Origin of the sequence: Jatrophihabitans sp. GAS493, from assembly GCF_900230215.1 — a bacterium.
Lineage (GTDB): Bacteria > Actinomycetota > Actinomycetes > Mycobacteriales > Jatrophihabitantaceae > MT45.
This window is the reverse complement of the sequence record NZ_LT907982.1, coordinates 87,715-109,147: the sequence shown is the minus strand read 5'-3', so window position 1 is coordinate 109,147 and position 21,433 is coordinate 87,715. Positions and strand designations below refer to the sequence as shown.

Below are 21,433 nucleotides of genomic sequence, written 5' to 3'. Positions count from 1 at the left end.
TGGACAAACATGGCGAAGATCCTCAGTTTTGACGAGGACGCCCGCCGCGCGATGGAGCGCGGCGTCGACAAACTGGCCAACGCGGTCAAGGTCACGCTTGGCCCGAAGGGCCGCAACGTGGTCCTGGACAAGTCGTTCGGCCCGCCGGTCATCACCAACGACGGCGTCACGATCGCTCGCGAGATCGAGCTGACTGATCCGTATGAGAACCTCGGCGCCCAGCTCGCGAAGTCGGTCGCCACCAAGACCAACGACGTCGCCGGCGACGGCACCACCACCGCCACCGTGCTGGCCCAGGCCCTGGTCAACGTCGGCCTGCGCAACGTAGCCGCCGGCGCCAACCCGACCTCGCTCAAGCGCGGCATCGACGCGGCCGTCGAGGCCGTCTCGGTTGCCCTGGACAAGGTCGCCACCCCGGTCGACGGGGAGACCGAGATCGCCCACGTGGCCACCATCTCGGCCCAGGACCCGATCATCGGCGCCCTCATCGGTGAGGCGTTCACCAAGGTTGGCAAGGACGGTGTCATCACCGTCGAGGAGTCCAACACCCTGGAGACCAACCTCGAGTTCACCGAGGGCATGCAGTTCGACAAGGGCTACATCTCGCCCTACTTCGTCACTGACGCGGAGGCGGCCGAGACCGTCCTGGACGACCCGTACCTCCTCATCACCACGCAGAAGATCTCCAGCATCGCCGATCTGCTGCCGCTGCTGGAGAAGGTCGTCGCCGAGAACAAGTCGCTCGTCATCATCGCCGAGGACGTCGACGGCGAGGCGCTCTCCACGCTGGTCGTCAACTCCATCCGCAAGACGTTCGTCGCGGTTGCCGTCAAGGCGCCGTTCTTCGGTGACCGCCGCAAGGCGTTCCTGCAGGACCTGGCGATCGTCACCGGAGCCGAGGTCGTCGCCCCCGAGATCGGGCTCAAGCTCGACTCGATCGGTCTGGACTCACTCGGTCGCGCGGGTCGCGTCGTCGTCACCAAGGACACCACCACCGTGACCCACGGTTCCGGTACCTCCGAGGCGATCGCCGACCGGGTCAGCCAGATCCGTGGCGAGATCGAGAACACCGACTCCGACTGGGACCGGGAGAAGCTCCTCGAGCGTCTCGCGAAGCTCGCCGGCGGCGTGGGGGTCATCAAGGTCGGTGGCGCCACCGAGGTTGAGGTCAAGGAGCGCAAGCACCGCGTCGAGGACGCGATCGCCGCGACTCGGGCCGCAATCGAAGAGGGCATCGTCGCCGGCGGAGGTGTCGCCCTGGTGCACGCGGGGGCAGCCCTCGACGGAGACCTCGGCCTGACCGGGGACGACGCGACCGGTGTTGCCATCGTTCGTGAGTCGCTCGCTCAGCCGCTGCGTTGGATCGCCTCCAACGCCGGCGAAGAGGGCTACGTCGTCGTCGCCAAGGTTCGCGAACTTCCGGCCAACAACGGCTTCAACGCCGCGACCGGCGAGTACCAGGACCTGCTGCAGGCCGGCGTCGTCGACCCGGTGAAGGTCACCAAGGCCGCCCTGGCCAACGCGGCCTCGGTGGCCGGACTCATCCTCTCCACCCAGAGCGCGATCGTGGAGAAGCCGGCTGAGTCCGAGGCGTCCGAAGATGGCCACAGCCACGGTGGGCACAGCCACGGTCACGGGCACAGCCACGGGCACTAGTACGAGGTGGTTGGGTCGAACGGCCCAACCAACCGCCAACCGAAACCTGGGTTAGTTCACAACCTAAACATCGGTTGAGTTGTAGCTTCACCATTGAGGGGCGTCTCGCCTTCCCCCTCGGGCGGGACGTCCCTCTTTGCTGTCCGGCGCGGCTGTCCGGCGCGGCTGGCCCGTTTTGCAACGACGAAGCCCCGCTCAACTGGGGTATGAGCGGGGCTTCAACGTGGTGCGACTGACGGTCGGGGGAGTCCCATACGGGACAACGTCAGGCTTCCTGCTGGTGGTGCGGTCTTGCTTCGGCCGGCCCCGAGCTTGCGGGCTTGGCGCCGGCTTGGTGCTGTTCAGTTGTAAGTATTCGGTTGCTTCTTTCAGCAGCGGTGGCGCTCTGGGGTTTCGCCACCGACGTCTTCAGTTCGCTACTGCGGTTTGCTGCTGGTGTTACGCGGTACGAGAGGCGAGCATCTGCTCACGCTCGTCGACCGAGAGGCCGCCCCACACGCCGTACGGCTCGCGGGTCTCAAGTGCCCAACGCAGACAGTTGGCAACCACCGGGCAGCCGGAGCAGACGCGCTTGGCGGCCTGCTCGCGACGGACGCGCGACGGGCCACGCTCGTTCTCCGGGTGGTAGAAGGTCGAAGTGTCGGTGCCGCGGCACGCGGCATTGGTCTGCCACTCCCAGCTGGGGTGGTGGGGCGAGATGAGCTGACGCACGTTTGTCATGAAGGGCCCTCCGGGGGGAGATGGGCCGTGCTGTTGCGGCCTTCAGATAAGACAACGGCCTAACTAACCAAAAGGTAACGCGATTGACGAAAAAAGTTTTTGGAAATTATTTCCGTCGTCAACTCGTACGAGCAGAGTGTGGCGTGTTCGCCTAGATTAAACCGACATAAGCCGCATTTTTGCTGGACGACTGTCTAGGCCCGGTCCGATTTGCACCGGAAAACGTCCGAACTATCCGCTACTAAGGGGTAATAAGCATTCGCCGCCCAAAACGGACATGGGGACTGCCTGTAGTAATCAGTCACGTTGTGTAATGACGAACATCACATGGTTGCACGGGAAAGAAAAATACGGGGCCGTATGAAAGCTCGCCGTAATGGCGGCTTGCGTCTGCTGAGCGGTCGAACAGGAGCGGCTGAGGGTCAGCGGCGGTGCGCTGCGGCCTGCACGGCATCGGTGTAGCCGCGGGCGTAGTCCCAGCTGACATAGCACTCGGGCTTCGGCTCGAAGGCCGGCTCGTGAACCTGGGTACGACCCTCGCCCAGTAGGGAGCGCAGGTTGGCCGCCATGAGATCCCAGCTGAAGTAATGCTGCTCGCCGCAGTCACTGCATTCGACGCAGATGCCACGGACGCCGCGGGGCGCGAGAGCGGTGCGGAACTCGGTGAGCTCGTAGAGGTCGGCCAGCACGTCGGCGTGCTCGGATTCGCTGAGCGGCTCGACCGGCTCCTGGTCCGCGAGCAGCGCGGCGGGGTCCGCGGGGTCGCCAAGGAACGGGTCGAGGGGGCCTTCATCCAGCGTCACGTCAACCACGGTAAGTCCCTTCTCGTTGCTAGTCCAACTTGGTTGGCGCCTTCGCTCCGAATCCTGTCGGAGCAAAGGCGCCAAACCACTCTTATCGGGACGTAATCGTTGGCTGTCTCACCGCCGCGAATCCGTGATACTCCCGCTAGGACTACTCGGCTATCGCGTCGAGCGGCCGGGTGCGAGCGGCCCGGAAGGCCGGCCAGAGCGCGGCGAGCACACCGACCACCGCGGCCACCACCAGGAATGCGACGGCCTGGCCCCACGGCACCGACAGCGTGCCGAGCCCGGTATCGCGCAGCACGTGCGTGAATCCGGAGCCGAAGGCCAGCCCCAGGGTCACCCCGAGCACGGCGCCGAAGATGGAGATCAGCGCGGATTCGAGGTAGATCGTGCGCCGCAGCTGGGCCCGGATCATCCCGACGGCCCGCAGTATCCCGATCTCCCGGCGCCGCTCCACGACCGACAGCGCCAGCGTGTTGATGATGCCGAGGATCGCGATCACGATCGCCAACCCCAGCAGGCCGTAGAGCAATCCGAGGAGGCCGTTGATCTGAGATGCCTGCTCGCCCTTGTACTCGTCCTTCGTCTGCACCTTGATGACGTAGTACGGATCGGTGACCTTCAGGATGTCGGCTCTCAGGGTGTCGAGATTGGTTCCGGGCGCAGCCTTGACGAAGTCGGCGTCGTTGGCCCGGTTGGTCGCCGGCGTCAGGGCGCGGTAGGTGTCGCCGGAGGCGATCACGCCGGCCAGGAGCACGTTGTCGGCGTAGATGCCGCTGATCCGCACCGTCGCCTGCTCGCCGGTGCGCTGGGTGAGCTTCACCTCCGAGCCGACCTTCCAGCCGTGATCGGCCGCGGTGGTCTTGTCGGCGATCATCGTGCTGGCCGAGACCGTCTCGGTTCCCGACAACATCTTCAGCGTGAAGACATCTGCCGGGTTGCCGTCCACGGCCTGCCCCTCGAACTTGGAGTCGCCGAGATTTGCGCTCAGCGAGTAGAGCTCCACGTATGCGCCGACTCCGGGCACCTTGGCGATCGCCGCCGCCGCCTCAGCCGGCACCGCGATGGTGTTGCCGGCAGAGATGATGTAGTCGGCGCTCGTCCCGGTGTCGACCAGCGCGTCGATGCTCTGCTTGGTCGATGCCCCGATGACCGCGATCGCACTCACCAGCATCAGGCCCAGGGTGAGCGCGAAGGCGGTGGCTGCGGTTCGCCGGGGATTGCGGATCGCGTTCGAGCTGGCCAGCCGCCCGATGGCCCCGAACGGGCGTCGCACCACGAGGGCCAGTAGGCCGATGATCCACTTCGACAGCACCGGCGAGAGCAGCAGTACCCCGATGGCCACCGCCAGCAGGGCCAGGCCGAGGAGGGAGGAGCCGGCGCCGGCCGAGGAGGAGGTCACCCCGGCCACCGCGGCCGCCGCGCCGAGCAGGGTGAGGACGGTCCCGGTGATGGTGCGCCTGCGCAGGCTGGTGCCGACGGAGGCGAACTCGGCCCTCATCGCGGCTACTGGAGGCGTCCGGGCAGCGCGTCGAGCCGGTGCGTAGGCCGAGAGCATGGTGACCCCGACGCCGACGATGACCCCGACGATCACGGTGCGAGGTTCGAGGGCGAGCGGGCCGCCCGGAAGCCCCAGGTCGAGCGCGTCCAGCAGCGCCTTGAGCCCGTAGGCCAGTCCAACCCCGCCGGCGATCCCGAGCACGCTGCCGATCAGGCCGACCAGAAATGCCTCCAGCAGCACCGAGCGGGTCACCTGCTTCTTGTCGGCTCCGATCGCCCGTAGCAGTGCGAGTTCGCGTAGCCGCTGGGCGACCAGCATCGAAAAGGTGTTGTAGATGATGAAGGTGCCGACGACGAGGGCGATCAGACCGAAGGCCAGCAGGATGTAGTTGATGAACTGCAGCGCGGTCTGGATCTGCGACTGGATGTCTGCCCGGGCCTTGGTGCCGGTGACCGCCTCGATCCCCTGTGGAAGTTCGGCGGAGATTCGGTCACGCAGTTCGGTCTCGCTCACCCCGGGGGTCGCCGCGACGTCGATCGCCGCAACGTGGGTGCCGTCGGTGAAGAGACTGAACGCCTGCGCCTCGGGGAAGAGGATCCCCACGTAGCCGCCGGTCTCCGTCTTGAAGCTGTAGACGCCGCTGATGGTGACCGGGACGATGCCGCCGGTGGCGCTGATGACCTTCGTCTGGTCGCCGACCTTGAGGTCCGCCTTCTTCGCGGCGCCCTCGTTGACGGCGACCTGACCGGTCGCGGTCGGAGCGGAGCCGCTGGAGAGCGTCGGCACCGCCTCGATCGACTTCTCGGCCGGCAGCCACGCCATGCCGATGCTCGGGGCGCCACCGCTCTGCACCGGTTTTCCGTCGGCCGCGACCAGCACGAGCGGCCCGTTCACCTCGGGCTCGACTTTGCTGACCCCCTCCACGCTGGTCAATGACGTGAGTAGAGAGCTCGGGACTCCGGCGCTGCGTCCGTTCACCGGTTGGATGCGGACGGCGACGCCCTTGTAGGTGTCGGAGAAGATGTTGTCGAAGGACTTCTGCAGGGTGTCGGTGAAGACGAAGGAGCCGGCTACGAATGCCGTGCCGAGTACGACGGAGATGACGGTGAGGGCAAGGCGCACCTTGTGGGCGGCGAGATTTCGCAATGAAACACGGCGCATTGCCGCGGTTCCGCTGGCCATTACAGCGTCTCCAGACTCTTCATGTGGTCGAGCACGGAGTCGGCGGTCGGGTTGGTCATCTCGTCGACGATGCGCCCGTCGGCCAGGAAGACGACCCGATCGGCGTAGCTCGCCGCTCGCGGGTCGTGGGTCACGATGACGACGGTCTGACGCAGCTGATCCACCGAGTTGCGCAGGATTCCGAGCACCTCGCCGCTGGAGTGGGAGTCGAGATTGCCGGTCGGCTCGTCGCCGAAGACGATCGCCGGACGGCTGAGCAGGGCCCGCGCGCAGGCGACCCGCTGCTGCTGGCCACCGCTGAGCTCGCTCGGACGGTGGCTGAGCCGATCACCGAGGCCGAGGGTGGAGATCACCTGGTCGAACCACTCCGGGTCCGGCTTGCGGCCGGCGATGTCCAGCGGCAGCGTGATGTTCTCCTTCGCGGTGAGCGTCGGGACGAGATTGAACGACTGGAAGACGAAGCCGATCCGCTCACGGCGCAGCTGGGTCATCTTCTTGTCCGACAAGCCCGACAGCGACGTGTCGCCGATCCAGACCGATCCTGACGTGACGGTGTCCAGGCCCGCCAGGCAGTGCATCAGGGTGGACTTTCCGGAGCCCGACGGGCCCATGATCGCGGTGAACTGGCCGCTGTGAAAGTCGACGCTGACATCGTCGAGGGCGCGGACCGAAGTCTCGGCGCTGCCGTAGGACTTGGTGACGTTCATCGCTCGCGCCGCCGGGTACAGGCTGGCTGATTCGGAGCCGGTGGTTGACGGCGCAACCGTCTGGTTTTCCTGGGTATTCTCGACAGACGAGGTGTCGGATGGAGTGCTTGCGTGAGTCATGGCCCAATCCTCGCCTCTGGGTCTGACATGCGGTACCCGGGTAGTACCTGAGTTGACCCTGACATTTGTCCTGGGTGCCCTCCCTGGGGGCATAGAATCGTCGGAACAAACCCTCAGCAGTCCGGAGATCCAGCCTTGTCCACAAATCCTGGTTTCGATGGCCTTCCGGCCAAGTTCGCCCAGCTCGGGCTCACCTATGACGACGTGCTGCTGCTGCCGGGGGCCTCGGATGTGATCCCCAGCGAGGTTGACACCACCACGCGCATCACGCGCAACATCAGCGCCCGGCTGCCGCTGCTCTCCTCGGCGATGGACACCGTCACCGAGTCGCGGATGGCGATCGCGATGGCCCGTCAGGGCGGCGTCGGGGTGCTGCACCGCAACCTCTCCATCGAGGATCAGGCCGCTCAGGTCGATCTGGTGAAGCGTTCCGAGGCCGGCATGGTCTCGAATCCGGTCACCTGCCCGCCCACCGCCACCATCGGTGACGTCGAGGAACTCTGCGCCCGGTACCGCATCTCCGGCACCCCGGTGGTCGACGAGAACGGCATCCTGCTCGGCATCGTCACCAATCGGGACACCCGCTTCGAGACCGACCCGTCCCGTCCGGTGCTCGACGTGATGACCCGGATGCCGCTCATCACCGCCCCGGTCGGGGTCAGCAAGGACGAGGCGCTGCGGCTGCTGTCGACAAACAAGATCGAGAAGCTGCCGATCATCGACACCGACGGCCGCCTCACCGGGCTGATAACCGTCAAGGACTTCACCAAGATCATGGAGTTCCCGTTCGCCACGAAGGACCCGCACGGTCGCCTGGTCGTCGGTGCCGCGGTCGGCGTCGGTGAAGAGTCCTACAAGCGCGCGATGACCCTGGTCGAGGCCGGCGTCGACTTCGTCGTGGTCGACACCGCCCACGGTCACTCGGGCGGAGTCCTGGAGATGGTGGCCCGGATCAAGCGGGAGACGTCCGTCGACGTGGTCGGCGGCAACATCGCCACCCGGGCCGGTGCCCAGGCCCTCGTCGATGCCGGCGCCGACGGCGTCAAGGTCGGGGTCGGGCCGGGTTCGATCTGCACCACCCGGGTCGTGGCCGGGGTCGGCGCACCGCAGGTCACCGCGATCTACGAGGCATCGCTGGCCTGCCGCCCGGCCGGGGTGCCGGTGATCGGTGACGGCGGGCTGCAGTACTCCGGAGACATCCCGAAGGCCATCGTGGCCGGAGCCGACAGCGTCATGCTCGGCTCGCTGCTGGCCGGCTGCGAGGAGTCGCCCGGTGAGCTGATGTTCATCAACGGCAAGCAGTTCAAGTCCTACCGGGGCATGGGGTCGCTGGCGGCCATGCAGACCCGCGGTGACAAGAAGTCCTACTCCAAGGATCGCTACGGGTTGCAGGACGTGGGCAGTGACGACGACCTGGTGCCGCAGGGTGTGGAGGGGCAGGTCCCCTACCGCGGCCCGCTCGCCTCGGTCGCCCACCAGCTCGTCGGCGGTCTGCAGGCCGGGATGGGTTACGCCGGGGCCACCAGCATCGCGGAGCTGCAGGAGAACGGGCAGCTCATCCGGATCACCGCCGCCGGGCTGAAGGAGTCGCACCCGCACGACATCCAGATGACCGTCGAGGCGCCGAACTACTCCCGGCGCTAGGCCGCTGCGCGACTAGATAGGCTCTGCCACATGCCTGACACAGTTGAGATCGGCCTGGGACGCAGCGTTCGTCGGGGCTACCACCTGGACGAGCTAGCCCTCGTCCCGACGCGGCGGACCCGTGGCTCGGCCGTGGTCAGCACGAGTTGGCAGATCGACGCCCACACCTTCGAGCTGCCGTTTCTGGCTGCCCCGTCCGATGCCGTGGTGTCACCGTCGACAGCGGTGGAGATCGAGCGTCTGGGCGGTCTGGCCGTGCTCGACGGAGAGGGTCTCTGGACCCGGCATGAGAACCCGAAGGCGCAGTACGACGCCATCGCCGAGGCTGAGCAGCACAGCGATCTCGGCGACGCCTACCGCGCGCCCGTCTCGCCGGAGCTGCTGCGCCGCCGAATCGCGGAACTGCGAGCCTCCGGAGTACGGGTCGCCGTGCGGCTGTCGCCCCAGCACACCGTCGAGCTCGCCCCGCACGTACTGGCTGAGGGTGTCGACCTATTGGTGATCCAGGGCACGGTCATCTCGGCCGAGCACGTCTCCGGCCCCAACACCGATTCGACGGCGCTGAACCTGAAGACGTTCATCGCCGAACTCGACATCCCGGTCATCGTCGGCGGCGTGACCAATTACCAGACCGCGCTGCATCTGATGCGGACCGGAGCGGCCGGCGTCATCATCGGCTACGGCGCGCACACCGGGTCGACCACCCATGACGTGCTCGGCATCGATGTTCCGATGGCGACGGCGATCGTCGACGCGGCCGCGGCCCGCCGCGATTACCTGGACGAGACCGGTGGCCGGTACGTGCACCTCATCGCCTACGGCGACATCGACACCGGCGCTGACATCGCCAAGGCCCTGGCCTGCGGTGCCGACGCGGTGATGCTCGGCGAAGCTCTGGCCGGCGCGCAGGAGGCCCCCGGGGCGGGGCAGTACTGGGACTCCACGGCGGCCCATCCGCGGCTGCCGCGCTCAGCCGTCGTTGGTGTGAGCGTCCCGACCGCCGCGCCCAGCATGCAGGAACTCGTCGACGGCCCGACTTCGGATCCGTTCGGCGAGCGGAACCTCTTCGGCGCGCTGCGCCGGGTCGTCGGAAAGTGTGGCTACTCCTCGGTGAAGGAGTTCCAGAAGGTCGAGCTCATCGTCTCGACGCCCCGCTAACTGCTATAGCCAGTCGCGTCGACGGAAGCTCACCCAGAGCGCGAAACTCATCAGCAGGATCGCCGCCGTGCTGAACCAGAAGCCGAGGTCCTTCCCGAACCACGGGTAGGGCACGTTCTGCCCGTAGAACCCGGTGATCGCGGTGGGCACCGCGATGATGGCGGCCCACGCCGTCAGCTTCTTCATGATCATGTTCATCCGGGCGTCGGCCAGCGACAGGTTCGTCTCGAAGATGCTGGTGATCATGTCGCGCAGGGACTCAGTCCACTCGGTCGCGCGGAGTACGTGGTCGTAGAGATCGTTGAAGTAGGGCTCCAGCAGATCCACATCCCCGATCGGATGCTCCTGGTTGAAGCGACGCACCGCGGCGACCAATTCCCGCATCGGCAGCACCGCTCGCCGGGCCTGCACCAGCCCCTTTCGCAGCGCGAAGCTCCGGCGCTGGATGGTGGCGTCGGTGCGTCGATCGGTGTCGAAGAGGGTGTCTTCGATCGACTCGACCTCGTCGTCCAGCGCCTCGACGCAGTCGAAGTGGCTGTCCACGATCACGTCCAGCAGGCCGTGCACGAGCGCGCGGGAGCCCAGCCGCACCAGGTCACTGTTCTCATCCCACACCCGCACGACCGTCTCGATGTCGAAGGACTCGTCGCGTCGGACGGTGATCAGGGCCCGTGGCATCGCGAAGGCCGAGACCTGTGTCTTCTCGACCACCCCTGTCTCCGGTACGAAGTGAAGGGCGTAGGCGGTGAGGAAGACGTGCGTGCGGTAGTGGGTTGCCTTCGGTCGCTCGTGCTCGTCGACCGCATCCTCGACGGCGTGCGCATCCAGGCTCAGCTCGTCGGCCAGCCTGTTTATCCGGTCCGTGTCGGGAGCGCAGACATCCGCCCAGACCAGGCAATCGGGCTGCTCCAGGTAGTCCGAGATCATGTCAAAGGGGAAGTCCTCCGCTTCCAGCTTGCCGTTTCGCCAGACCCGGGTCCGGACTCCGTGTTGACGCTGATCTGACTGGCTTTCATTCATACTGGCGAGTCTGTCACTCCCGACACGAATTTCATGTGACACCGCGTAACGTCAGCCGCTATGGGATGGACAGCCGTGCAATTACCCGATCTCACGGGGAAATCGGCTGTTGTTACCGGGGCCAACTCCGGTATCGGCTACGTCACAGCACGGGAGCTGGCTGCCCATGGTGCGCGGGTCGTCCTAGCCTGTCGCGACGTCGAGCGGGGCAAGCAGGCGGCCGACAAGATCGGCTCGGCCCACAACGGCGCCGACCTCGAGGTGCGGGCGCTGGATCTGTCGAAGATCGCGTCCGTGCGTGACTTCGCCGCCTCCCAGTCCGATCCGGTCGACTTGCTGATCAACAACGCGGGCGTCATGGCGCCACCCAAGTTGCGTAGTACCGCCGATGGCTTCGAACTCCAGTTCGGCACCAACCACCTGGGCCACTTCGTGCTCACCGGACTGCTGCTGCCACACCTGCTCGAAGCCCCGGCCGCCCGTGTCGTCACCGTGTCGTCGGTCGCCCATTTCGGCGGCGGCCCCGATGTCATCGACGGCAACGCCGGCCCCGGGTACTCGCCGCAGAAGGCCTACTCCAACTCCAAGCTGGCCAATCTGCTCTTCGCGTTGGAACTGCAGCGCCGGGCCGAGGCTCGCTCGTTGCCGTTGAGTTCCACCGCGGCGCACCCGGGGGTCGCGGCGACCGGTCTGGTCACCGACCCGCAGGGGCTGGGGGCCAACGCACTGGTGCGAGCGGTGGCACCGATCGTGCTGCGGATCTTCACCCAGTCCTCAGCGGCGGGAGCCAACCCGAGCCTCTTCGCGGCCACCGAGGCGGCGCCCGGCACATACACCGGTCCACAGTGGATGCGCGAATGGCGAGGCCCGATCGGACCGGCCCGGATGACCAACCGCGATCGCGACCCAGAACTCGCGCGGCGCCTCTGGGAGGTCAGCGAGGACCTGACCGGGCTGCGCTACCCTTGGCCGAGCTGACCGGCCGGTAGCGGATTCCGGGGGGCTGGTTCCACGCTCGCCACGCCGAAGGACGGGCGAACTCCATTGTGTCCAGGCGCGGTGCGTTGCTACAGTGCGGCTTCGCTTGAGATCAAGACGAAGGCTTATGGATGGGCGCTGTAGATAAACGGGACTTACCGCGCCTAACGTCGCTTCGCTGGTACGCCGCGCTGATCGTCTTCCTCTTTCACATGGCGCAGATCGGCGTCGGCTGGGTTCCGCTGCGGGCCTTCACCTTCGGCCAGACCGGGGTCACCTTTTTCTTCCTGCTATCCGGCTTCGTCCTTACCTGGACCTGGCACAGTCAGATCTCGGCCCGCCAGTTTTACGGTCGCCGGTTCGCTCGAATCTATCCGAGCATGGTCACCGTGACGCTACTGGTAGTCATCGTCGTGGCCATTCGGCCCAACCATTTCGACAGCGGCATTCTCGGTCTGATCACCGGGCTACTTCTGATCCAGGCGTGGTTTCCCGGCTTCTATCCGGTGTATGCGTACAACGCCGTGACGTGGTCGCTGTCCTGTGAGGCGTTCTTCTACGCGGTCTTTCCGCTGGGGATCGCGCGCCTGGCCCGGCTGGGTGGTCGGGGCCAGTCGATCGCGGCGGCGGTGGCACTCGCCGCTGGGGGCCTGGCGACGGCAATTCTCGTCTTGATCGGTCATGGCGGCGACATCGCCTTCAACAACCCGCTGGTGAGATTGCCGGAGTTCATCCTGGGCATCGTCCTCGCCTTCCGGGTCCGGGCGGGCTGGCGCCCCCGGATTCCAATCTGGGGCGCGACGATCGCCGTGGCCGTAGCGGCGACAATCGCCCGCAGAATGGGAGGCTTCCCCAGCCTCGACTACGTGATGGTGCTGCCGTTCGCGGCGCTGATCATCGCCGCCGCAGTGTCGGATCTCGAGGGGCGCAACGGCATCCTGACCCGGCCGTGGGCGACCTACCTCGGGCGAGTCTCGTTCTGTTTCTATCTCGTGCATCAGGTCATCATTCGCATCGTCGTCCATCAGCTGGGCGTCGACCATCGGTGGAGTCTCGCCGGCGGAGTGTTTCCTGTACTCGGCATCTTCCTCATCTGTCTGGCCGGCGCCGTGATGCTGCACCATCTCGTTGAAATCCCCTGCCAGCGGTATCTGCGGGCCCGGCTCGGGCGGCGTGGCCGCCACACCCAGGCGAGTGAGGCCCGAGGTTCCCGCGGTCCGAGTGCGGCGGTGCCGGAATCCGTCGCGGTCGTCGAAGGCGAGTAGGACGACGCGCGAGCGGGGAATCATGTGCCGTCGCGCGGGCAGCACCGAAGCACGCCCCGCCAGCAACTAGAATCGCCAGGTGCATCCTGATCTCGTTCTCGTCGTCGACTACGGCGCGCAGTACGCCCAGCTGATCGCCCGCCGTGTGCGGGAGGCCAACATCTACTCCGAAATCGTGCCGAGCACGATGCCGGTCAGCGAGATGCTGGCCCGGGGTCCGAAGGCGATAATCCTCTCCGGCGGACCGTCCAGCGTCTACGCCGACGGGGCACCGCAGGCTGATCCGACGATGTTCGAGGCCGGCGTGCCGGTCTTCGGAATCTGCTACGGCTTCCAGGCGATGACGCAGGCGCTCGGGGGCGAGGTTGCCCACACCGGTGGCAGCGAGTTCGGTCGCACGACCCTGCAGCAGGCCAACCCGGGAGTGCTGCTGGCCGGGCTGCCGGAGACTCAGCAGGTCTGGATGAGCCACGGCGATGCCGTCGTCGCCGCCCCGCCCGGGTTCACCGTCGTCGCCCAGACCGCTGACACGCCGGTCGCCGCCTTCGAGGACACCGCGCGCGGCCTGGCCGGCGTGCAGTTCCATCCGGAGGTGCTGCACAGTGAGAACGGGCAGCGAATTCTGGAGCGTTTCCTCTACGAGATCGCCGGCATCGCCCCGACGTGGACCGAGTCGAACATCATCGACGATCAGATCGCATCGATCCGGGCCCAGGTGGGTGACAAGCGAGTCATCTGCGGGCTCTCGGGTGGAGTCGACTCGGCTGTGGCCGCCGCGCTCGTACAACGGGCCATCGGTGACCAGCTCACCTGCGTCTTCGTTGATCACGGTCTGTTGCGAGCCGGCGAGGCCGAGCAGGTCGAACGCGACTTCGTGGCTGCGACCGGAGTCCGGCTCAAGGTCGTCGACGCCGTCGATCGCTTCCTGGGTGCGCTGGCCGGAGTGAGCGACCCGGAGCAGAAGCGCAAGATCATCGGACGAGAGTTCATCCGGGTCTTCGAGGCGGCGGCCCGCGAGGTGGTGGCCGACGCCGGCGCCCATGGCGAGAGCGTCGATTTCCTCGTGCAGGGCACGCTCTACCCAGACGTGGTCGAGTCCGGTGGCGGCACGGGTGCGGCGAACATCAAGTCGCATCACAACGTCGGGGGGCTCCCGGACGACCTGCAGTTCTCGCTCATCGAGCCGCTGCGCGAACTCTTCAAGGACGAGGTCCGCCGAGTCGGAGCCGAACTCGGCCTGCCGAGTGAGATCGTCATGCGCCAGCCCTTCCCCGGCCCGGGTCTGGGGATCCGCATCGTCGGCGAGGTGACGGCGCAGCGACTCGACCTGCTCCGGCGGGCCGACGCGATCGCGCGCAGCGAGCTCACCGCCGCCGGGCTGGACGGCGTCATCTGGCAGTGCCCGGTCGTGCTGCTGGCCGACGTCCGATCCGTCGGGGTGCAGGGCGACGGGCGCACCTACGGCCACCCCATCGTGCTACGCCCGGTCTCCAGCGAGGACGCGATGACCGCCGACTGGACCCGTGTCCCGTACGACGTGCTCGAGAAGATCTCAACGAGAATCACCAATGAAGTGCGGGAGGTCAACCGAGTTGTCCTCGATCTGACCAGCAAGCCGCCAGGCACCATCGAGTGGGAGTAGGCGCCGGCGCGCCGGTGGCGCCGAATCAGGCTGCAGCGCGAGCCGCGGGCCGCGGGTCGCGGGCTGCAGATCAGCGACGCCGGGATGTGGTGCACTCCAGCTCGATGACCGGCGCTGAGGTCAATTCGTTCAGGAAATCCTCGGGATTGACGTAGGAACGATCCTCTAGCAGGTAGGCCCGAACCGGGAACACCGCGCCGTCGACCGCGAACGGATAGGGATCGAGCGTCAACGACATCTCGCCGTTGGCCCGGCAGCAGAGCGGTCCCGACGCCCCGAAGAGTGACGGCAGCGGGCTGATGATGTCGTCGGCGGCGTGGCGGTAGGCGAACTGCAGCGAGATGCGGTCCCAGACCTGCAACAGCAGGTAATGATGCCGCACCAGCGGATCGTCCGGGGCCGCCGTCGCCGGTGCGTGCCCGAGGCTGACGGTGGCCAGCCGCTGCTGCAGTTCGGCCATATCGGTGAGGAACTCGGCCACCACCCGCTGTTCGGTGATGCTCAGCTCCTGCTCGACGAGTTCGGCCAACCGGTACGTGCCGTAGCGATCGTTGTAGAGGCCGGCCCCATGCATGCTCACCAGCAGCCCGGTCCACGGATCGAGCTGCGCCGCCCGGGCGATTCCCGCCCGGTAGGCGGCGATGTGCTCGATCGGCGAGACCGCGTGAAACTGCACCGGTTGCTGCGTCATCGGTTCCAGAGTGGGGTGCCGCTCCCACACCGCCCAACCATCGTCGTGGTGCCGGGCGGCCAGGGTGGTGGCCCGCACGAAGTCCTCGACTCGGGGCACGTCGTCGCTTCCCCAGGCGGCGGCGATGAGGCCGGTCTGAACGCCGTGATCAGGCTGTAGGACCACCATCAGCCGGCCCTGCCAACGGCTCAGAATCATTGCTACCCCAGCGACTTCAGATCGGATTTGCGAATACAGCAGTGGATGCCCTTCACCTGGTCGACGACCTGGCTCACCTCGAAGTCGGCCGCTGCGCTGAGATAGGCCAACGCGACCGAGGCCGGCAGCGAGCAGGTCTCGGCCAGGAACCGCAGTGAGTTACGGGTGGCGTCGCGCATCGCCGCGTTCAGATCCTGATCGAGGCCGAGCACGATGTGCAGGTCCGCGGTCTCCGCCCAGGGGGCAGTCAAGGAGGAGGCCAGCCGCTTGGCCCGGGCGTCGCTGTGCACGGTGAGACGCAGTGTCGCCCGCAGCGGTGCCTCGAACGCGGTTAGGGCGACCTCCCCGTCGCCCTGGGCGAAGTGCGGATCGCTGACGTAGAACATTGCACCGGGCACCTGCACCGGCAGGAAGAGTCGCGCGCCGACACCGAGCAGGTTCACGTCGATGTTTCCGCCGTGCCGCCCCGGTGGCACCGAATTCACCGGCGACGAGACGCCGGGCGCGACCCCCATGATGCCGAGGAACGGTTTGAGCGGGAAACGGATCGTGCGGCCGTCGCCGACCGGCAGCAGACCGGTGTCGCCCTCGGCCCGGGCGACCAGGCAGACCGGGTCGATCGGATCGCCGTCGACCCAGCCCAACGGCGGCGCCGGCAACTCACCGGGCAGTGCCCCCCGCCCGTGGCGATTGCTGATCACTCCATACGGAGCGCGCTGCAGTAGCTCCAGCACCTCTACCTCGAGGACGTCCCCGGGCTGAGCGCCGACGACCTCGATGGGACCGGTAACCACGTGCGGGCCGACGCTGCCCGGATCGTGGGGCAGGTCGCTGGCCGCGATCGCCAGCACGTCGTCAAGCAGCAGGTGGCTGGCGATGCCGGCGGCGCCGAAGAAGGCGCGTGGGTCACGACCCTGATCGGCGAGCAGCCCCTCGTGCGAGACGGTGTCGATGCATACGCTCTGCCCCGACCGCATCGACAGCACCCCCCGGCTGCCGGAGTTGGGGAGCAGCCCCCATGAGATGTTGTCTAAGCGTGAGTCCAGCATCAGGTCCGCATTCATCGGGCCGTAGCCGCTCTGCAGTACAGTCATGAGCGAGATGATTGCATACGATCATTTCGATTCTGTGAAATGCGATTCGAATTCTCAACGAGGGAGTTTGGCCTATGTCGTCAGTTGCCGCGAAGCGCGTGTCGCCCCAGCAACTCTGTGCCGCGATCCGGCATCAGGTCATCACCGGCGTCCTCGCGCCCGGTCAGCGACTCACTGAAGAGGCGCTCGCAGCCGAGTTCGGAACCTCCCGCATACCGGTGCGTGAGGCGCTGCGGATCCTCGAGGCAGACGGCTTCATTCGCGTGCAGCCCTACTACGGCACGTTCGTCGTCGAGGTGTCGGACGAGGAGGCGGCCGACCTGCTGGAGATCCGGGGAGTACTCGAGCCGTTCGCGGCTGGGAAGGCGGCCACCCGCTGCACGCCGGACCTGCTCGCCGTCATGCAGGAGACCGTAAATGCTGGGACGGAGGCGGCCAATGCCGGTCGCCTCACCGAGTTGCCGGCACTCAACACCCAGCTTCATGGACTCATCGCGGAGGCCTCTGGAAGCGCGGTGCTGACCCACCTGCTCGATCAGCTCAGCCACAAGATCGCCTGGGTCTACTCCGTTCAGCTCTCACTGCGGGCCTGTGATTCCTGGGTCGAGCACCAGATGATCGTCGACGCGCTGGCCCGCGCCGACGCCGACAGCGCGGCCGCCCTGATGCTGGCCCACGTTCGCGGTGCCGAGGCGGCCTACCGGTTGCGATCGGCGGCGCGCCGGGCTGAGTGAGCACCGGTCTGGGCCGAACTGAGGGCCGAGCGGGCCGCCGCGAGGGTCGCTGTGAGGGTCGCACTGAAGGTCGCAGTGAGCATTTCGCAATCCAATGTATACAACCAGGTCGTTAGCTGTAACATGGCGGTTGTATACATTCAGGAGCAGTTCGGCTCAGTCGGGAGCCGGACGCGACTGACCGGCTCCGGCCGGACGGAAGTGAAGTGTGATCCCAGATGGTGTTCAACCGGACGTTCAACCAGACGTACAAACCCGCCGCCAGTCGCGGCATCCGTGGACGCAAGTCCATCGCCGCCGTCGCGCTGAGCCTGACGCTCGCAGTGGTCGTCAGCGGCTGTAGCTCGAGTGCCAGCACTGGAGCCGCCGCCGCTGGAACCTCGGCAGCCAGCACGGTCAGCGCGGCGTGTGCCGCCGTGCAGAAGCAGTACCCGGATCTGGCCAAGAAGACGGTCAAGGTCGGCATCGCCCCGACCATCCCGGGCTACGAGACGATCGACCCGAACAACCCGGAGAAGATCGTCGGGTTCGACGTCGACCTGCTCTCAGCCGTGAGCGCGTGCGCCGGCTACAAGACGACCTTCGCCAAGGCTGACTTCCAGACTCTGGTCCCGTCGCTGCAGGCTGGTCGCATCGACATGGTGATCAGCAACCTCATCGCATCCGATGCCAGGGCGAAGCAGGTCAACTTCGTCATCTACCAGAAGGACGAAGAGGCCCTGATCGTGGCCAAGGGCAACCCGAAGAACATCACCGAGGTGAGCGACCTCTGCGGCAAGAGTCTCGCGGTCTTCCCCGGCACGGTGCAGGCCGGAGCGGCCCAGACTCAGAGCGACGCCTGCAAGGCCGCCGGGAAGCCGGCCATTGACATCAACACCTACGCCGACTTCAACGGCTGCCTGCAGGGCGTGCTGAACGGGCGCAGCGACTCCTTCATCAACCCGACGAGCGTGGTTGCTCAGACGGTGGCCAAGTACCCGACGAAGCTATCCGGGACGGCGCCGATCGCTGAGTTCCGCTCACTGATCGGGATGGCCTTCAACAAGTCCGACACCGAGCTTCGGGACGCGAACCTGGCGGCGCTGAAGGTCGTACAGACGGACGGAACCGAGAAGGCCCTCTTCACCACCTGGAAGCAGGACCCGACCGATCAGGCCGACGCGTCGCTGCTGCCCCAGTAGATCGCTGTAGCTCTCCCTAGCTCTCCCTAGCTCTCCCTAGCTCTCCGTAGCTCTTCCTAGCTCTCAGTAGCACGCTCCGGTCGGCCCGGCTCCGCAATCGCCGGGCCGACCGGTTAAGCGCCTGACTCCCATTCGCTCACTCTTGCTGGAGAACCCGTGCAACAGTTCTGGCACTACCTCACGCTCGACTACCTGTGGCAAGGCGCCATCGTCACCCTGCAGGTGGCCGGAGCCGCGCTGATCGGGTCGCTCGTACTCGGGGCGATCCTGGCCGAGATGCGGGTGAGCCGGGTCAGACCGCTGCGCTGGCTCGCGGCGACCTATGTGTGGATCATCCGCGGCACCCCGATGCTGCTTCAGCTCGTCTTCTTCTACGACGCGCTTCCCCAGATCGGGATCATCTTCCCGCCGGTACCCACCGCGATCATCGCCTTCACCGTCAACGAAGCCGCCTTCTTCGCCGAGATCATCCGTGGCGGCATTCTGGCGGTGGATCGCAACCAGATCCTCGCCGCCGACGCCCTGGGAATGTCACCCTGGGTCACGCGGCGCCGGATCGTCTTCCCGTTGGCGATACGGGCGATCCTGCCCAGTCTCGGCAACGAGTTGATCAATCTCATCAAGAGCACCTCCCTCGCCTCGGTCATCTCAGTCAGCGAGATCACCCAGCGCACCCAGTACCTCTCCTCACAATCCTTCGAGTTCTTCCCGGTATTCATCGCCTCCGGCGTCATCTACCTCGTCCTTACCTCTGCGGTCGCCCTGGTCCAGCTCTGGCTGGAACGGCGGGCCAGCCTGGATCGCGTCCGAGCCACGAAGCTTCCGCCGACGCCCCCGGCGAACCCCGGGGCGCGTCTGACCGAGGCGGCCACCGTCCCGTCCGTGAACAGCCATCAACCGCTGGTGGTGATCGAAGGGGCCAAGAAGTCCTATGGAGATCGGCAGATTCTCGACGGCGTCGACCTCAAGGTCGCGCGCGGCGAGGTCATCGCGATCATCGGGGCGAGTGGCAGCGGCAAGAGCACGCTGCTGCGGATGATCAACCATCTCGACACCCTGGACGGTGGCTCCATCCTGGTCGGCGGGCGAAGTGTCGGCTACCGCGACGACGGTAGCCCCGAGGCGTCGCCGGCCCGACTGGCCCGAGACCGTGCGCAAGCCCGGATCGGTATGGTTTTCCAGCACTTCAACCTCTTCCCGCACCTCAGCGTCCTCGACAACGTGCGCATGGCGCCGATCCGGGTCTATGGCTCCGCCCCGCAGCGGGCGACTGAGACGGCACTGCGCCTGCTCGACGCGGTGGGGCTGAGCGAGCACGTACAGAAGGCACCGCATCAGCTCTCCGGCGGCCAGCAGCAGCGGGTTGCGATTGCCCGAGCTCTGGCCACCAGCCCGCGCCTGATGCTCTTCGACGAGCCGACGAGTGCGCTCGATCCGGAACTGGTCGGTGAGGTGCTCGGCGTCATGCGGCGGCTGGCCGACGAGGGTATGACCATGCTCGTGGTGACGCACGAGATCCGCTTCGCCCGCGATGTGGCCGATCGGGTCGTCTTCATCGCCGACGGCCAGGTCGTCGAAGAGGGCCCCCCTGGCGAGGTGCTCGGAAATCCACAGGAACCGCGCACCCAAAAATTCCTGCAGTCGCTCACCGGCGCTGTTCTCTAACCAACCCCAACGAATATCAGGAGAGACATGTTCTTCGACGAGATCGTCGACCTCGGTCATCCGCTCTACACCGGTATGCCGTGCCACGCCGCCGAGGTGACCGCCTTCTGGACGGTGGACAGCTTCGAGAAGACGCGCCGGCTCAGCGGCGGTCGGCAGGGCCTGCAGAACAAGATGATGCTGCTCAGCGAGCACACCGGCACCCACTTCGACGCCCCGTCGCACTTCGACGAACACGGACTGAGCGTCGACCAGGTCCCGCTGGAGCGACTCGTGCTTCCGGGGCATCTACTCGATCTCACCCATAAGCGGCCGCACGAGCCGATCGGACCGCAGGATCTGGCCGCCGCCGAGGAGGCCAGCGGGCACCCGATCGTCGCCGGCACCGCAGTCTTCGTGCGCACCGGGCAGGACGTCAACTGGGGCAGCGAGAACTTCTTCACCGAGCGTCCGCACGTCACCAGCGATGGCGCGCAGTGGCTGGTCGACAAGGGGATCGGTCTCTTCTGCACCGACCTCATCGCCATCGACAACCCGCAGGAGTGGTGGGAACCGACCCACACCGCATTCCTCTGCGGGGGAGTGCCGATGGTCCAACAGCTCAACAACCTGGCTCGGCTGGTCGGTCGGGAGTTCACCTTCGTGGTGCTCCCACTTCCGATGAAGGGCGGTACCGCGAGCCCGGTGCGCCCCGTCGCGCTGCTGCACCCGTGACCCCCGCACACATCCTCCTGCTGCTGGTCGCCGGCCTGGCCGGCGGAGCGGTGAACGCAGTGGCCGGCGGTGGCACCCTCATCAGCTTTCCGGCGCTGCTGGTGGCCGGCCTGAGTCCGGTCACCGCCAACGTCACCAATACCGTGGCGCTCTGGCCGGGCTACCTCAGCGGGGCCGTCTCCTACCGCCACGAGCTGCGCCAGGACTGGGAGCGGCAGCGGTTGCTGTCGCTGGTGGCCGCGTCCGGTGCCGTCGTCGGCACCATCGTGCTGCTCACCGCGCCGGCTTCGGTCTTCCACGTGCTCGTCCCCTACCTGGTCCTCGGGGCGACGGCGCTGCTGGCGGCCCAGCCGGCCATCTCGCGGGCGCTGGCCCGGCGGGCGTCCGGAGAGCGGCACTACCGGCGCGGGCCGCTGCTGGCCTGTGTCTTCGCTGCCTCGATCTACGGCGCCTACTTCGGCGGGGGGCTCGGGATCATCCTGGTCGCCGTCCTGGCCCTCTGCCTGGACGCCGATATCCAGCATCTCAACGGGGTCAAGACCTTGCTGGCGCTCGTCGTGAACACGGTGGCGATGATCGGATTCGTCATCTTCGGCCACGTCGATTGGGCGGCGGTGGCGTTGGTCGCCCCGGCCAGCTTCCTGGGGGGCATCCTCGGCGCCCGGGCCGCGCAGCGTCTCAATCCGATGGCGCTGCGGGCGGCCGTCGTCGTGCTCGGGGTGGGTATCGGGATCCGGATGCTGGCCGCGTGATCCCC

18 protein-coding genes are annotated in these 21,433 nt (G+C 66.8%); 11 read left to right on the top strand and 7 right to left on the bottom strand.

From position 1 onward, the window contains the following. The first annotated feature begins 9 nt into the window (after positions 1 to 9). Entirely contained in the window at positions 10 to 1,656 is a 1,647-nt protein-coding gene (groL, locus tag CPH63_RS00445) for a chaperonin GroEL (RefSeq protein WP_096301077.1), read from the top strand. Positions 1,657 to 2,094: 438 nt separating this feature from the next. Here the strand turns inward: groL and CPH63_RS00440 are convergent, their stop codons facing one another. From CPH63_RS00440 to CPH63_RS00425, 4 genes are all read right to left on the bottom strand, one after another. Next, the gene (locus tag CPH63_RS00440) at positions 2,095 to 2,376 is read right to left on the bottom strand and encodes a WhiB family transcriptional regulator (protein ID WP_096301076.1); all 282 of its coding nucleotides are present in this window, start codon (positions 2,374 to 2,376) and stop codon (positions 2,095 to 2,097) included. A 422-nt stretch (positions 2,377 to 2,798) separates the two neighbouring features. Beyond that, on the bottom strand, positions 2,799 to 3,173 hold the full coding sequence (locus CPH63_RS00435) for a DUF5319 family protein (protein ID WP_172892272.1): 375 nt from the start codon (positions 3,171 to 3,173) through the stop codon (positions 2,799 to 2,801). Between the two features lie 157 nt (positions 3,174 to 3,330). Then, on the bottom strand, positions 3,331 to 5,865 hold the full coding sequence (locus CPH63_RS00430) for an ABC transporter permease (protein ID WP_206745623.1): 2,535 nt from the start codon (positions 5,863 to 5,865) through the stop codon (positions 3,331 to 3,333). Continuing rightward, complete coding sequence (locus CPH63_RS00425) at positions 5,865 to 6,572, bottom strand: ABC transporter ATP-binding protein (RefSeq protein ID WP_371365065.1); 708 nt, start codon at positions 6,570 to 6,572, stop codon at positions 5,865 to 5,867. The genes CPH63_RS00430 and CPH63_RS00425 overlap by 1 nt, the downstream gene beginning before the upstream one ends. Before the next feature lie 255 nt (positions 6,573 to 6,827). On the opposite strand from CPH63_RS00425, the gene guaB reads away from it, so the two are divergent. Both guaB and CPH63_RS00415 read left to right on the top strand, forming a co-directional pair. After that, positions 6,828 to 8,336 carry an IMP dehydrogenase gene (guaB, locus tag CPH63_RS00420; RefSeq protein ID WP_197704506.1) on the top strand — a complete coding sequence of 503 codons (1,509 nt, stop codon included), beginning with the start codon at positions 6,828 to 6,830 and terminating at the stop codon, positions 8,334 to 8,336. A 30-nt stretch (positions 8,337 to 8,366) separates the two neighbouring features. Next, positions 8,367 to 9,494 carry a GuaB3 family IMP dehydrogenase-related protein gene (locus CPH63_RS00415; RefSeq protein ID WP_096301072.1) on the top strand — a complete coding sequence of 376 codons (1,128 nt, stop codon included), beginning with the start codon at positions 8,367 to 8,369 and terminating at the stop codon, positions 9,492 to 9,494. A 3-nt stretch (positions 9,495 to 9,497) separates the two neighbouring features. Here CPH63_RS00415 and CPH63_RS00410 read toward each other — a convergent pair whose 3' ends face one another. Next, on the bottom strand, positions 9,498 to 10,514 hold the full coding sequence (locus tag CPH63_RS00410; protein WP_096301071.1) for a magnesium transporter CorA family protein: 1,017 nt from the start codon (positions 10,512 to 10,514) through the stop codon (positions 9,498 to 9,500). A gap of 75 nt (positions 10,515 to 10,589) precedes the next feature. Between CPH63_RS00410 and CPH63_RS00405 the strand changes: the two genes are divergently transcribed. From CPH63_RS00405 to guaA, 3 genes are all read left to right on the top strand, one after another. Then, positions 10,590 to 11,492, top strand: coding sequence for an oxidoreductase (locus CPH63_RS00405; RefSeq protein WP_241895768.1), 903 nt, complete (start codon positions 10,590 to 10,592; stop codon positions 11,490 to 11,492). A gap of 131 nt (positions 11,493 to 11,623) precedes the next feature. Next, positions 11,624 to 12,757 (top strand): acyltransferase, encoded by a 1,134-nt coding sequence (locus tag CPH63_RS00400; protein WP_096301069.1) that lies wholly within the window; start codon positions 11,624 to 11,626, stop codon positions 12,755 to 12,757. A 79-nt stretch (positions 12,758 to 12,836) separates the two neighbouring features. After that, entirely contained in the window at positions 12,837 to 14,399 is a 1,563-nt protein-coding gene (gene guaA, locus CPH63_RS00395; RefSeq protein WP_096301068.1) for a glutamine-hydrolyzing GMP synthase, read from the top strand. 70 nt (positions 14,400 to 14,469) lie between these two features. Here the strand turns inward: guaA and CPH63_RS00390 are convergent, their stop codons facing one another. Together CPH63_RS00390 and CPH63_RS00385 are read right to left on the bottom strand one after the other, a co-directional pair. Next, entirely contained in the window at positions 14,470 to 15,288 is an 819-nt protein-coding gene (locus CPH63_RS00390; RefSeq protein WP_096301067.1) for a DUF3891 family protein, read from the bottom strand. 2 nt (positions 15,289 to 15,290) lie between these two features. Then, a complete protein-coding gene (locus CPH63_RS00385) occupies positions 15,291 to 16,382 on the bottom strand; it encodes an acetamidase/formamidase family protein (protein WP_096301066.1) in 1,092 nt (363 codons plus the stop codon). 74 nt (positions 16,383 to 16,456) lie between these two features. Between CPH63_RS00385 and CPH63_RS00380 the strand changes: the two genes are divergently transcribed. The 5 genes from CPH63_RS00380 to CPH63_RS00360 all read left to right on the top strand — a co-directional run bounded on the left by CPH63_RS00380 (position 16,457) and on the right by CPH63_RS00360 (position 21,428). After that, entirely contained in the window at positions 16,457 to 17,116 is a 660-nt protein-coding gene (locus CPH63_RS00380) for a GntR family transcriptional regulator (RefSeq protein ID WP_096301065.1), read from the top strand. A gap of 218 nt (positions 17,117 to 17,334) precedes the next feature. Then, positions 17,335 to 18,297 carry an ABC transporter substrate-binding protein gene (locus CPH63_RS00375; RefSeq protein ID WP_096301064.1) on the top strand — a complete coding sequence of 321 codons (963 nt, stop codon included), beginning with the start codon at positions 17,335 to 17,337 and terminating at the stop codon, positions 18,295 to 18,297. Positions 18,298 to 18,453: 156 nt separating this feature from the next. Beyond that, complete coding sequence (locus CPH63_RS23460; protein WP_096301063.1) at positions 18,454 to 19,962, top strand: amino acid ABC transporter permease/ATP-binding protein; 1,509 nt, start codon at positions 18,454 to 18,456, stop codon at positions 19,960 to 19,962. Positions 19,963 to 19,989: 27 nt separating this feature from the next. Beyond that, complete coding sequence (locus tag CPH63_RS00365) at positions 19,990 to 20,676, top strand: cyclase family protein (protein ID WP_096301062.1); 687 nt, start codon at positions 19,990 to 19,992, stop codon at positions 20,674 to 20,676. Beyond that, complete coding sequence (locus tag CPH63_RS00360) at positions 20,673 to 21,428, top strand: sulfite exporter TauE/SafE family protein (protein ID WP_096301061.1); 756 nt, start codon at positions 20,673 to 20,675, stop codon at positions 21,426 to 21,428. Before CPH63_RS00365 ends, CPH63_RS00360 begins: the two co-directional genes overlap by 4 nt. Positions 21,429 to 21,433 lie beyond the last annotated feature (5 nt).